Genomic DNA, 12,363 nt, shown 5'->3' with positions numbered 1-12,363 from the left:
TTTTCGCATCTTTGTTATGCTATGGTTATTGCATACCATAGGCTTAACGGAGCGAATTATGAGAGTATTGGTTACAGGTGGTAGCGGTTACATTGGAAGCCACACTTGCGTGCAGTTGCTGAAAAACGGTCACGAGGTGGTGATCCTGGATAATCTCTGCAACAGCAAGCGTAGCGTTTTGCCCGTCATTGAGCGTTTAGGCGGCAAGCATCCGACTTTCGTGGAAGGGGATATCCGTAACGAAGCGCTGATAACCGAAATTCTGCACGATCATGCCATTGACACGGTCATCCACTTTGCCGGTTTAAAAGCCGTTGGAGAATCCGTTGCCAAGCCGCTGGAATACTATGACAACAACGTTAACGGCACTTTGCGTCTGGTGAATGCAATGCGCGCCGCCAACGTAAAAAATTTCATTTTCAGCTCCTCCGCGACCGTCTATGGCGATCAACCGCAAATTCCTTACGTTGAAAGCTTCCCCACCGGCACACCGCAAAGTCCGTACGGCAAAAGCAAGCTGATGGTAGAACAGATCCTCACCGATCTGCAAAAAGCACAGCCAGACTGGAGCATCGCCTTGCTGCGCTACTTTAATCCGGTTGGCGCTCATCCATCGGGAGATATGGGGGAAGATCCGCAAGGTATTCCAAACAACCTGATGCCTTACATCGCACAGGTAGCCGTGGGACGCCGCGAGTCCCTTGCTATATTTGGTAACGACTACCCCACTGAAGATGGTACCGGCGTTCGCGACTACATTCACGTGATGGATCTCGCCGACGGCCACGTTGCCGCCATGGAAAAACTGGCCAACAAACAGGGTGTGCATATTTACAACCTCGGGGCAGGCATCGGCAGCAGCGTACTGGACGTAGTCAACGCCTTCAGCAAAGCCTGCGGTAAACCAGTTAATTACCATTTCGCTCCACGCCGTGATGGCGATCTTCCGGCCTACTGGGCAGATGCCAGCAAAGCCGATCGCGAGCTCAACTGGCGCGTTACCCGCACCCTGGATGAAATGGCACAAGACACCTGGCACTGGCAGTCACGCCACCCGCAGGGATATTCGGATTAAGGACCAATCATGACGCAATTCAATCCTGTCGATCATCCACATCGCCGTTTTAACCCGCTCACCGGGCAATGGATCCTCGTATCGCCACATCGCGCCAAACGCCCGTGGCAAGGGGCGCAGGAAACCCCGTCTAAGCAGGTACTGCCTGCACATGACCCGGACTGCTTCCTGTGCGCTGGCAATACGCGTGTTACCGGCGACAAAAACCCGGATTACACCGGGACCTATGTCTTTACCAATGACTTTGCGGCGCTGATGTCCGATACCCCGGACGCGCCGGACAGTCACGATCCGTTGATGCGCTGCCAGAGCGCGCGCGGTACCAGTCGCGTGATTTGCTTCTCACCCGATCACAGCAAAACGCTGCCGGAACTGAGCGTACCTGCGCTGACAGAAATCGTAAAAACGTGGCAGGAGCAGACGGAAGACTTAGGGAAAACCTATCCCTGGGTGCAGGTATTTGAAAATAAAGGCGCAGCGATGGGGTGCTCGAATCCGCATCCGCACGGTCAAATTTGGGCCAACAGCTTTTTGCCCAACGAAGCCGAACGTGAAGATCGCCTGCAGAAAGCGTATTTCGCCGAACAGGGCACACCGATGCTCGTTGATTACGTCCAGCGCGAACTGGCGGACGGTAGCCGGACGGTCGTAGAAACCGAGCACTGGCTGGCGGTTGTGCCTTACTGGGCGGCGTGGCCATTCGAAACGCTGCTGCTGCCGAAAACGCATGTGCTGCGTATTACTGATTTGACAGACGAGCAGCGTACAGACCTGGCGCTGGCGTTGAAAAAACTGACCAGTCGTTACGACAACCTGTTCCAGTGCTCATTCCCCTACTCTATGGGCTGGCACGGCGCACCGTTTAACGGTGAAGAAAACCAACACTGGCAACTACACGCGCACTTTTACCCGCCGCTGCTGCGTTCCGCGACCGTGCGTAAATTTATGGTCGGCTATGAAATGCTGGCGGAAACCCAGCGTGACCTGACGGCAGAACAAGCGGCTGAGCGACTGCGTGCAGTCAGCGACATCCATTTTCGCGAATCCGGAGTTTAAATAATGAGTCTGAAAGAAAAAACACAATCTCTGTTTGCAGAAACGTTTGGCTACCCTGCCACCCATATTATTCAGGCACCGGGTCGCGTAAACCTGATCGGCGAACATACCGATTATAACGACGGTTTCGTTCTGCCCTGCGCCATCGACTATCAAACCGTGATTAGCTGTGCGACACGCGATGACAGAAAAGTTCGCGTTATCGCGGCTGACTACGATAATCAAATGGACGAGTTCTCTCTCGATGCGCCGATTATCGCCCATGACAGCCAGCAGTGGTCAAACTACGTGCGTGGCGTGGTGAAACATCTGCAAAAGCGCAATAACGCTTTTGGCGGCGCGGATCTGGTGATTAGCGGTAACGTCCCGCAGGGTGCGGGCTTAAGCTCCTCTGCCTCGCTGGAAGTCGCTGTCGGTACCGTATTCCAGCAGCTCTATCATCTGCCACTCGACGGCGCGCAGATCGCCCTGAACGGTCAGGAAGCTGAAAACCAGTTTGTCGGTTGTAACTGCGGCATTATGGATCAGCTGATCTCTGCGCTTGGCAAGAAAGATCATGCGCTGCTGATCGACTGCCGTACGCTGGGCACCAAAGCCGTTTCTATGCCTGAGGGTGTCGCGGTGGTAATCATCAACAGTAACTTTAAACGCACGTTGGTCGGCAGTGAATACAACACTCGTCGCGAACAGTGTGAAACCGGCGCGCGTTTCTTCCAGCAGCCGGCGCTGCGTGATGTCAGCCTTGAAGCGTTTAACGCTGTCGCCCACGAGTTGGATCCGATTGTTGCCAAACGCGTCCGCCACGTCATCACAGAAAATGCGCGTACCGTTGAAGCCGCTCAGGCGCTGGAAAAAGGCGACCTGCTGCGTATGGGCCAACTGATGGCGGAATCTCATGCCTCAATGCGCGATGACTTTGAAATTACCGTGCCGCAAATTGATACACTGGTAGAGATTGTCAAAGCGACCATCGGCGATAAAGGCGGCGTGCGTATGACCGGCGGCGGCTTCGGCGGCTGTATCGTGGCGCTGATCCCGCAAGATTTGGTGCCTACCGTACAGCATGCTGTCGCTGAGCAGTACGAAGCAAAAACTGGTATTAAAGAAACATTCTATGTCTGCAAACCTTCTCAAGGAGCCGGACAATGTTAAACGAAATTCCTGTTCAGGCTCCTGACGGTCAGCCGTTTCGCCTGCTCACCCTGCGCAATGACGCAGGGATGGTGGTCACACTCATGGACTGGGGCGCAACCCTGCTCTCTGCGCGTATTCCACTAAGCGATGGTAGCGTGCGTGAGGCATTACTTGGGTGTGCCAGCCCGGAACAATACCCGCAACAGGCTGCATTTCTGGGGGCGTCGATTGGTCGCTACGCTAACCGTATCGCCAACAGCCGCTATACCTTTGCTGGAGAAACTGTTGAATTAATACCAAGTCAGGGCGACAACCAGCTGCACGGCGGCCCGGACGGTTTCGACAAACGTCGCTGGCAGATAGTCAATCAGAATGACCGTCAGGTGCTGTTTGCTTTAACGTCTGACGATGGCGATCAGGGCTTCCCTGGCCATCTTTGCGCTACCGCACAGTATCGCCTGACTGACGATAATCGTATTTCGATAACCTACCGCGCCACGGTCGATAAGCCCTGTCCGGTGAATCTGACAAATCACGTTTACTTTAATCTCGACGGCGATAAAACGGATGTGCGCCAGCATAAGCTGCAAATTTTGGCGGACGAGTACTTACCGGTGGACGAAATGGGCATCCCGCATGATGGGCTAAAATCCGTCGCTGGTAGCACTTTCGATTTCCGCACGCCTAAAATCATCAGCAGCGAATTTCTGGCCGATGACGATCAGCGCAAGGTGAAAGGTTACGATCATGCCTTCCTGCTACAGGCTCAGGGCAACGCGCGTACGCCGGTCGCTCAGCTATGGTCACAGGATGAAAAACTGCAGATGGTAGTCTACACCTCGGCCCCGGCATTGCAGTTTTACTCCGGCAACTTCCTCGGCGGTACGCCATCTCGTGGACCAGAGGCCTATGAAGACTGGCAAGGTTTAGCGCTGGAAAGTGAGTTTCTGCCTGACAGCCCGAACCATCCTGAGTGGCCGCAGCCAGACTGCTTTCTGCGTCCGGGTGAAGAGTATGCCAGCGTAACGGAATATCAGTTTATTGCCTCCTGATCCTTTCCCCTCACAGGCCCGATGACGTAACGTATCGGGCCTGTTGCTTGTTTATCACAACGGAACCGCTCAAATCCCCACCACTCAAAGACAAAATCGCAACCTTGAATTCACAAGAACCTTACACTGTGGCGCTATTTTCGCTATGGTTATGCGTAAGCATTGCCGCTGACGCTTTACGGCAATATAATGAGAATTATTATCATTCAATATGATTTATAGGAGTGAGTGTATGGCTGTAACTAAGCTGGTTCTGGTACGTCATGGTGAAAGTCAGTGGAACAATGAAAACCGTTTTACCGGTTGGTATGACGTTGATCTGTCCGAGAAAGGCGTGGGCGAAGCAAAAGCGGCAGGTAAACTGCTGAAAGAGGAAGGCTACAGCTTCGACTTTGCTTACACCTCTGTGCTGAAACGTGCCATTCATACTCTGTGGAACGTACTGGACGAACTGGATCAGGCCTGGCTGCCGGTTGAGAAATCCTGGAAACTGAACGAACGTCATTACGGCGCGCTGCAGGGTCTGAACAAAGCGGAAACCGCAGAAAAATACGGTGATGAGCAGGTTAAGCAATGGCGTCGCGGTTTTGCGGTCACCCCGCCGGAACTGACTAAAGACGACGAGCGTTATCCGGGTCACGATCCACGCTATGCGAAGCTGACCGACAAAGAGCTACCGGTTACCGAAAGCCTGGCGCTGACCATCGATCGCGTTATCCCTTACTGGAATGAAACCATTCTGCCGCGCATGAAAAGCGGTGAGCGCGTGATTATCGCCGCTCACGGTAACTCTCTGCGTGCACTGGTAAAATACCTGGATAACATGGGCGAAGATGAGATCCTGGAACTGAACATCCCGACTGGCGTACCGCTGGTGTATGAGTTCGACGAAAACTTCAAGCCGATCAAACACTACTATCTGGGTAACGCTGACGAGATCGCAGCAAAAGCTGCAGCCGTTGCGAACCAGGGTAAAGCGAAGTAATTTTCATCCCGGGTCAAACGAAAAAAGCGTGGGATGCTCCACGCTTTTTTTTATTGCCGGATGGCGACGTTGCCTTATCCGGCCTACCGAGCGTAACCCGGATGCATTTTTTACCCGCGGCGCGCTTTTACCGCTTCTGCCAGTTGACGTAACACCGCATCGGTATCTTCCCAGCCAATGCAGGCGTCGGTAATGCTCTTACCGTAGGTCAGCGGCTCGCCGCTATCCGGGTTCTGGTTGCCTTCTACCAGATGGCTTTCGATCATCACGCCGATAATCGCTTTTTCACCACCGGCGACTTGCCCGCAAACATCTTTCGCAACATCCATCTGCTTTTTGAACTGCTTGCTGGAGTTGGCATGGCTAAAGTCGATCATCACTTGCGCTGAGAGTCCTGCTTTGATCAGACCTTCCTTCACGTCAGCAACGTGCTGAGCGCTGTAGTTCGGCTCTTTGCCGCCGCGCAGAATGATATGGCAATCACCATTACCGCTGGTATTCACGATCGCCGAATGCCCCCACTTGGTTACTGACAGGAAGCAGTGCGGCGCACCTGCGGCGTTGATTGCATCAATCGCCACTTTGATGGTGCCATCGGTACCGTTTTTAAAACCAACCGGGCAAGACAGACCAGATGCCAGTTCGCGGTGCACCTGAGATTCAGTGGTACGTGCCCCAATCGCGCCCCAGCTCATCAGGTCGGCGAGGTATTGCGGGGTGATCATATCGAGGAATTCACCCGCAGCCGGCAGTCCGCTGTCGTTGATATCCAGCAGCAGTTTACGCGCAATGCGCAGCCCATCGTTGATCTGGAAGCTGTTGTCCATGTGTGGATCGTTGATAAGCCCTTTCCAGCCAACGGTAGTACGTGGCTTTTCAAAATAGACGCGCATGACGATTTCAAGCTCGCCTTTTAACTCTTCGCGCAGCGCCAGCAGGCGAGCGGCATACTCTTTGGCGGCAGCCGGATCATGAATTGAACACGGCCCAATCACCACCAGCAGGCGATCGTCGCTCCCTTTCAGAATTTTATGAATCGCCTTACGGGCATGAGCCACCGTATTTGCGGCATTTTCAGTAGCGGGGAATTTTTCCAGCAGTGCGACTGGAGGTAATAACTCGTTGATCTCTTTGATGCGTAAATCGTCGTTCTGATAATTCATGATTATTCCAGCGTTGCCATACTTATATAAATGAATGCAATCCCTCCAATCTATAACTTCAGTCATAAAGTGTAAACGGGGTTTTACACTTTGGACGGATTAATCCTGGAATTGGCCAAAAAAACGCAATAAAGTAGCGAAAAACGAGATCCAACCTACAATTTATAACTGTAACGGCTTTAATTTTCATAAATTTCAAGATTCTATGCTGGTTTTAATTTCCATGGCAAAACTATTAGCCACATAGTGATGATGTAACTGGCACATGCACTGTTGGAAGACGTTATCCGACATATCGACCATAACAGGAGCATATTATGCATATGACAAAGCTGGCTTCACTCTTTCTTACCGCTACCCTCAGCCTCGCCAGCGGCGCGGCACTGGCTGCTGAAAGCAACACGCAATCCAATAACGGCCAGGCAAATTCCTCGGCGGATGCCGGTCAGGTCGCCCCAGACGCACGTGAAAACGTGGCACCAAATAATGTCGACAACAGTAACGTGAACTCAGGTGGCACAATGCTGCACCCGAACGGTTCATCAATGAACCATGAAGGGATGACCAAAGACGAAATGCACAAAAATACCATGTGTAAGGATGGTCGCTGCCCTGATGTGAATAAGAAGGTTGAGACTGGAAACGGCATCAACAATGATGCGGACACAAAAACTGACGGTACCACTCAGTAACGCTGAAAATAAAGCTAATAACGGGAGAGCAATAGCTCTCCTTTTTAATTTTATCATCCCAAAAACGGTATGATGGCATACAGTAAAGATGAGAATAACAAAGGGATGGCATAATGGCACACGCACATACTCCTACTTCTTCTGAACAACCCAAGGACAATAATGCCCGCCGACTGATGTTTGCATTCTGCATTACAGCCGGATTTATGTTGGTTGAAGTGGTGGGTGGAATACTCTCTGGCTCGCTAGCCTTGCTGGCCGACGCCGGGCATATGCTCACGGATGCCGCAGCGCTCCTTTTCGCGCTGCTGGCCGTCCAGTTTGCCCGCCGCCCGCCCACAATACGCCACACCTTCGGCTGGCTGAGGCTCACGACGCTGGCTGCATTTGTTAATGCCATCGCATTAGTCGTTATCACCATTTTAATCGTCTGGGAGGCGATTGAACGCTTCCAGACGCCTCGCCCCGTGGCTGGCGGCATGATGATGGTTATAGCTGTCGCAGGTCTACTGGCCAACGTGCTCGCTTTCTGGGTTTTACATCACGGCAGTGAAGAGAAAAACCTGAACGTCCGCGCCGCGGCGCTGCATGTGATGGGCGATTTACTCGGCTCGGTCGGGGCGATCATCGCTGCGCTGATTATCATCTGGACGGGCTGGACGCCTGCTGACCCGATTCTCTCAATTCTGGTTTCCGTGCTGGTGCTGCGTAGCGCCTGGCGATTGTTGAAAGATAGCGTGAATGAATTACTGGAAGGTGCCCCACTGACGCTGGATATCGCTGCACTACAGCGCCATCTCAGCCGGGATATCCCTGAAGTGCGCAACGTACATCATGTCCATGTCTGGATGGTGGGTGAAAAACCGGTCATGACGCTGCATGTGCAGGTGATCCCGCCGCACGATCACGATGCGTTGCTGGAGCGTATTCAGCATTTCCTTATCCATCACTACCAGATTGAGCATGCGACGATCCAGATGGAGTATCAGCCGTGCAATGGGCCGGACTGCCACCTGTATCAGGGCGTGTCCGGCCATTCACATCATCACCATTAATGGGACAGCGCGTGGGAACCCCGCTCACGCGCGCTGTTGATCCACATCCTGCTCCCGTTCAGGGCGATAACCGTCAGGATCATATATTCCAGAGACATGGCATATACGCCTTGCAGCGCAAAAATCACCACGCTAATGACGTTAATGATTACCCACAGCAGCCAGTTTTCGACGTATTTACGCGTCATCAGGATCATCGCCGCAATCGACAGCACCATCATGCAGGAGTCCCAGAACGGGAATGCATCGGGCTGAAGCTCAGGTACAACAACCTGTAATCCCAATGCCTGCATAATATTGACCGCAATGCGGGTAAGAAACGCGAAGACCGGATCGATATAGACCGACATCAGGCCGATCGCCACCACGCAAGCCGCCAGCCAACCGATCGCTTTTGGTAACGGGAGCCAGCGAATTTTCAGCTCCGCTTCATGCTGGTTGGTTTGCCGGGACCAGGCATACCAGCCGTAGATGTTGGCGGCAAAGAAGAAAACTTGCAGCAACAGGCTGGCGTAGAGCTGGATCTGAAAGAAGATAATCGCAAACAGCGTGACGTTTATCAGACCAAAGAAGTAATTGCTGATTTTCTCAAGGCTCGCAAGGCCAATACACAACAACCCTGCTATCGTCCCCACGGCCTCGATCCATGACAGATCGTAACCGCCCGCACCAATCGGAATATGTACCAGAATGTTCTGCGTGCTAAAAAAGTCCATCTTTTCCCCCAGAGCAAAAATAAAGAATTAAGCTCGAAGTGTAGCCGCAAATTCCAACATACGGTTTAACGGCAACAACGCCCCTTCTCGCAGTGCGGCATCAACATGTATCTCATGAGCTGCACCGCCCTCCTCCAGGCCCTCAGCAATAGCCTTGAGACCGTTCATCGCCATCCACGGACAATGCGCGCAGCTGCGACAAGTTGCCCCCTCACCGGCCGTTGGCGCTTCAAGCAATTCTTTATCCGGAACGGCCTGCTGCATTTTGTAAAAAATGCCCCGGTCAGTCGCCACAATCAACTGTTGATGCGGTAACGATTTAGCTGCGTTGATTAACTGGCTGGTTGAGCCAACCGCATCGGCCATATCTACGATAGACTGAGGGGACTCCGGGTGTACCAGCACCGCGGCATCAGGGTAAAGCCCTTTCATACGCGTCAACGCCTGGGTTTTAAACTCGTCGTGAACGATACAAGCCCCCTGCCAACAGAGAACATCTGCACCGGTCTGTTTTTGCACGTAGTTGCCCAGATGCCTGTCCGGGGCCCAGATGATTTTTTGACCTAAACTATCAAGATGCTCAATAAGTTCTACCGCGATACTGGACGTGACGACCCAGTCCGCACGTGCTTTAACGGCGGCAGAGGTATTGGCGTAAACCACCACGGTACGATCCGGATGTGCGTCGCAAAATGCGCTGAACGCGTCAATCGGACAGCCCAGATCTAATGAGCATTCTGCCTGTAAGGTCGGCATCAGAATAGTCTTTTCCGGGCTGAGAATTTTGGCGGTTTCTCCCATAAACCTCACGCCGGCAACCAGCAGCGTAGAGGCAGAGTGTTTTGCGCCAAACCGCGCCATCTCCAGAGAGTCAGAAATACAGCCACCGGTCTCTTCAGCCAACTGCTGAATTTCGGGGTCGGTGTAATAGTGCGCGACCATAACGGCATCACGCTCTTTCAGCAGGCGCTTGATTTTCTCACGATAAAATTGCTTTTCATCAGCACTCAGCGGGGCTGGCTTCGGCGGAAACGGATAAATTGCTGCTTCTGGATCAAACATCACGCTCATCTTGCTTTCTCGTTTTACTGGCTTAACGAAATAACCGATTACAAGCGTGACACACGCCACATTCGGTTAGATTTGTTTTATATGCTAAACAAGATAGCGGATTGGCGAAGAAAAGTCACAATAATTGCGTGTGATGAATGCCGGATGGCGACTGGCGTCTTATCCCTCCTACATGCGGGCCAGATATCTTTCGTAGGCCTGATAAGCGAAGCGCATCAGGCAAGCAGGTTCGGATCTTCCATATCACAGATAGCAAAAAGGCGCCTTTAGGGCGCCTTTTTACACTGGTGGGGCGTGCAGGATTCGAACCTGCGACCAATTGATTAAAAGTCAACTGCTCTACCAACTGAGCTAACGCCCCCGTATGGGGTTTACTTCTTTATACTTTCAGGATGGTGGGTCGTGCAGGATTCGAACCTGCGACCAATTGATTAAAAGTCAACTGCTCTACCAACTGAGCTAACGACCCGCTCGGGTATAACCTGAAAATTTTTACTCGGAACCACCAAAAATTGGTGGGGCGTGCAGGATTCGAACCTGCGACCAATTGATTAAAAGTCAACTGCTCTACCAACTGAGCTAACGCCCCGAGTGGTGGGTGATGACGGGATCGAACCGCCGACCCCCTCCTTGTAAGGGAGGTGCTCTCCCAGCTGAGCTAATCACCCGATACTACGCTGGATACTACTTACTAACTGAGTTAGTGGTGGGTCGTGCAGGATTACTCGGCTTCGCCTCGCCCTACGGGCCGTTGCTTATGCAACGTTATCCTTCACGTTTTACAATCGCGTTCCACCTTAGCGATTGGTGGGTCGTGCAGGATTCGAACCTGCGACCAATTGATTAAAAGTCAACTGCTCTACCAACTGAGCTAACGACCCACTTTTTTCGCCGCTTTCGGGCTGTTTGATATCCCTTGGCAACGGCGGCATATATTACTGATTTCAGATTTTAGCGCAACAAAAATTTCGATGTAAATAACTCAACTGCTTAGGAATCACACGACGCGACCAGAAATAACACGATTTCTGGTCGCATGGTGGTCATTACATCGCGCCAAGGCGTTTTTGCGCTTGTTTCGCGCCATCAGTGCCAGGATATTTAGTGATAACCTGCTGATAAACTGCTTTAGCTTTTGCTGTGTCACCTTTGTCCTGCATGATGACGCCGACTTTATACATCGCGTCTGCAGCCTTCGGTGATTTTGGGAAGTTTTTAACTACCGAAGCAAAATAGAACGCAGCATCATCTTTTTTACCCTTGTTGTAATTCAGCTGACCCAGCCAGTAATTCGCATTTGGCAGGTAAGTAGAGTCCGGGTACTTTTTGATGAAGTTCTGAAATGCTTCAATCGCGTCATCCTGGCGGGATTTATCCTGTACCAGGGCAATTGCTGCATTGTAATCGGTATTCGCATCGCCAGTTTGCACAGGAGCACCTGACGTTGCTGCAGCTCCCGCATCAGCCGCTGGGGTTGCCGCACTACTCTGATCGCCACCCGCCGACTGCGCTGAAGGCGCACTACCGCTGCCGAGATTATTCATCTGCAGCAATATCTGCTTCTGACGTTCAACAACCTGATTCAGTTGATACTGATTTTCCTGAATTTGACCACGCAGGGAGTCAATATCGGACTGATTATCGGAGAGTTGCTGTTGGAGTTGGGTTAAAAGCTGACTGTGAGCGTTAGAAATACGCTCGAGTTGAGTGACACGGTCTTCGACCGAGCCAGAGCCGACACTACTGATTGGCGCCTGTGCAAAAGCGGCCCAGGGGGCCGCTATGCCAACCAGTAACGACAGACTCAACAGATGATGTCTGAAGTTACTGCTCATGCAATTCTCTTAGTAAACCAGTACGGCGCGACGGTTTTTGGCGTAAGCCGCTTCGTCATGACCCAGTACTGCAGGTTTTTCTTTACCGTAAGAAACGATGGAGATCTGGTCAGCAGAAACGCCTTTACCCTGCAGGTACATCTTAACGGCGTTCGCACGACGCTCACCCAGGGAGATGTTGTACTCAGGAGTACCACGTTCGTCCGCATGACCTTCTACGGTGACTTTGTAAGACGGGTTGCTACGCAGGAAGTTAGCGTGAGCATCCAGCATTGCAGCGAAGTCAGAACGGATATCGTACTTGTCCAGATCGAAGTAAACGATGTTGTTCTGCTGCAGCTGTTGCATCTGAAGACGCGCTTGCTCTTCAGAAGACATGTTGCCGCTGCCGTTTGCATCCATACCAGTGCCGGCACCCAGCATGCCTTCGCTGCCGTCATTGCTGGCGTTCTTGTTAGAAGAACACGCTGCAATAGCCATAACAGGCAGAGCAATCATCAGCCCTTTCAGCACTTTGTTCAGTTGCATT

12 protein-coding genes and 5 tRNA genes are annotated in these 12,363 nt (G+C 52.2%); 7 read left to right on the top strand and 10 right to left on the bottom strand.

What is annotated here, in order from left to right:
• Nucleotides 1–58: 58 nt before the first annotated feature.
• From galE to gpmA, 5 genes are all read left to right on the top strand, one after another.
• Nucleotides 59–1,075: a UDP-glucose 4-epimerase GalE gene (gene galE, locus E1B03_RS08955; RefSeq protein ID WP_103768845.1), complete on the top strand. Its 1,017-nt coding sequence runs from the start codon at nt 59–61 to the stop codon at nt 1,073–1,075.
• Nucleotides 1,076–1,084: 9 nt separating this feature from the next.
• Entirely contained in the window at nt 1,085–2,131 is a 1,047-nt protein-coding gene (gene galT / locus E1B03_RS08950) for a galactose-1-phosphate uridylyltransferase (protein WP_103768844.1), read from the top strand.
• Between the two features lie 3 nt (nt 2,132–2,134).
• Complete coding sequence (gene galK / locus E1B03_RS08945) at nt 2,135–3,283, top strand: galactokinase (RefSeq protein ID WP_133086070.1); 1,149 nt, start codon at nt 2,135–2,137, stop codon at nt 3,281–3,283.
• Nucleotides 3,277–4,317, top strand: a complete 1,041-nt coding sequence (gene galM / locus E1B03_RS08940; protein ID WP_103768842.1) for a galactose-1-epimerase — start codon at nt 3,277–3,279, stop codon at nt 4,315–4,317. Before galK ends, galM begins: the two co-directional genes overlap by 7 nt.
• A gap of 232 nt (nt 4,318–4,549) precedes the next feature.
• Complete coding sequence (gene gpmA, locus E1B03_RS08935; RefSeq protein ID WP_003022999.1) at nt 4,550–5,302, top strand: 2,3-diphosphoglycerate-dependent phosphoglycerate mutase; 753 nt, start codon at nt 4,550–4,552, stop codon at nt 5,300–5,302.
• Between the two features lie 110 nt (nt 5,303–5,412).
• Here gpmA and aroG read toward each other — a convergent pair whose 3' ends face one another.
• Complete coding sequence (gene aroG, locus E1B03_RS08930; RefSeq protein WP_103768841.1) at nt 5,413–6,465, bottom strand: 3-deoxy-7-phosphoheptulonate synthase AroG; 1,053 nt, start codon at nt 6,463–6,465, stop codon at nt 5,413–5,415.
• A 317-nt stretch (nt 6,466–6,782) separates the two neighbouring features.
• On the opposite strand from aroG, the gene E1B03_RS08925 reads away from it, so the two are divergent.
• Together E1B03_RS08925 and zitB are read left to right on the top strand one after the other, a co-directional pair.
• Entirely contained in the window at nt 6,783–7,157 is a 375-nt protein-coding gene (locus E1B03_RS08925; RefSeq protein ID WP_103768840.1) for a YbgS-like family protein, read from the top strand.
• A gap of 113 nt (nt 7,158–7,270) precedes the next feature.
• Nucleotides 7,271–8,212 carry a CDF family zinc transporter ZitB gene (gene zitB / locus E1B03_RS08920; RefSeq protein WP_103768839.1) on the top strand — a complete coding sequence of 314 codons (942 nt, stop codon included), beginning with the start codon at nt 7,271–7,273 and terminating at the stop codon, nt 8,210–8,212.
• On the opposite strand, the gene pnuC is transcribed toward zitB, so the two are convergent.
• The 9 genes from pnuC to pal form a co-directional block, all read right to left on the bottom strand.
• Nucleotides 8,209–8,928 carry a nicotinamide riboside transporter PnuC gene (gene pnuC / locus E1B03_RS08915; RefSeq protein ID WP_008784161.1) on the bottom strand — a complete coding sequence of 240 codons (720 nt, stop codon included), beginning with the start codon at nt 8,926–8,928 and terminating at the stop codon, nt 8,209–8,211. The genes zitB and pnuC overlap by 4 nt on opposite strands.
• Nucleotides 8,929–8,955: 27 nt before the next feature.
• On the bottom strand, nt 8,956–9,999 hold the full coding sequence (gene nadA, locus E1B03_RS08910; RefSeq protein WP_103768838.1) for a quinolinate synthase NadA: 1,044 nt from the start codon (nt 9,997–9,999) through the stop codon (nt 8,956–8,958).
• A gap of 285 nt (nt 10,000–10,284) precedes the next feature.
• Nucleotides 10,285–10,360: transfer RNA gene (locus E1B03_RS08905), tRNA-Lys, on the bottom strand.
• A gap of 32 nt (nt 10,361–10,392) precedes the next feature.
• Nucleotides 10,393–10,468, bottom strand: a tRNA-Lys gene (locus tag E1B03_RS08900).
• Nucleotides 10,469–10,512: 44 nt separating this feature from the next.
• Nucleotides 10,513–10,588: transfer RNA gene (locus E1B03_RS08895), tRNA-Lys, on the bottom strand.
• A 3-nt stretch (nt 10,589–10,591) separates the two neighbouring features.
• Nucleotides 10,592–10,667 (bottom strand) — tRNA-Val (locus tag E1B03_RS08890).
• Between the two features lie 137 nt (nt 10,668–10,804).
• Nucleotides 10,805–10,880 (bottom strand) — tRNA-Lys (locus E1B03_RS08885).
• A gap of 165 nt (nt 10,881–11,045) precedes the next feature.
• Complete coding sequence (gene cpoB / locus E1B03_RS08880; protein WP_133086069.1) at nt 11,046–11,834, bottom strand: cell division protein CpoB; 789 nt, start codon at nt 11,832–11,834, stop codon at nt 11,046–11,048.
• A gap of 9 nt (nt 11,835–11,843) precedes the next feature.
• Nucleotides 11,844–12,362, bottom strand: a complete 519-nt coding sequence (gene pal, locus E1B03_RS08875) for a peptidoglycan-associated lipoprotein Pal (protein ID WP_003022983.1) — start codon at nt 12,360–12,362, stop codon at nt 11,844–11,846.
• Between the last annotated feature and the right edge of the window lies 1 nt (nt 12,363).

Source organism: Citrobacter arsenatis (genome assembly GCF_004353845.1).
GTDB lineage: Bacteria > Pseudomonadota > Gammaproteobacteria > Enterobacterales > Enterobacteriaceae > Citrobacter > Citrobacter arsenatis.
This window is presented reverse-complemented; position numbering and strand designations above follow the sequence as displayed.

Coding starts and splice junctions, on each gene's coding strand:
- aroG (WP_103768841.1), bottom strand. CDS start 6,465: ATGAATTATCAGAACGACGATTTACGCATCAAAGAGATCAACGAGTTA.
- zitB (WP_103768839.1), top strand. CDS start 7,271: ATGGCACACGCACATACTCCTACTTCTTCTGAACAACCCAAGGACAAT.
- gpmA (WP_003022999.1), top strand. CDS start 4,550: ATGGCTGTAACTAAGCTGGTTCTGGTACGTCATGGTGAAAGTCAGTGG.
- galT (WP_103768844.1), top strand. CDS start 1,085: ATGACGCAATTCAATCCTGTCGATCATCCACATCGCCGTTTTAACCCG.
- galM (WP_103768842.1), top strand. CDS start 3,277: ATGTTAAACGAAATTCCTGTTCAGGCTCCTGACGGTCAGCCGTTTCGC.
- pnuC (WP_008784161.1), bottom strand. CDS start 8,928: ATGGACTTTTTTAGCACGCAGAACATTCTGGTACATATTCCGATTGGT.
- galK (WP_133086070.1), top strand. CDS start 2,135: ATGAGTCTGAAAGAAAAAACACAATCTCTGTTTGCAGAAACGTTTGGC.
- cpoB (WP_133086069.1), bottom strand. CDS start 11,834: ATGAGCAGTAACTTCAGACATCATCTGTTGAGTCTGTCGTTACTGGTT.
- E1B03_RS08925 (WP_103768840.1), top strand. CDS start 6,783: ATGCATATGACAAAGCTGGCTTCACTCTTTCTTACCGCTACCCTCAGC.
- pal (WP_003022983.1), bottom strand. CDS start 12,362: ATGCAACTGAACAAAGTGCTGAAAGGGCTGATGATTGCTCTGCCTGTT.
- nadA (WP_103768838.1), bottom strand. CDS start 9,999: ATGAGCGTGATGTTTGATCCAGAAGCAGCAATTTATCCGTTTCCGCCG.
- galE (WP_103768845.1), top strand. CDS start 59: ATGAGAGTATTGGTTACAGGTGGTAGCGGTTACATTGGAAGCCACACT.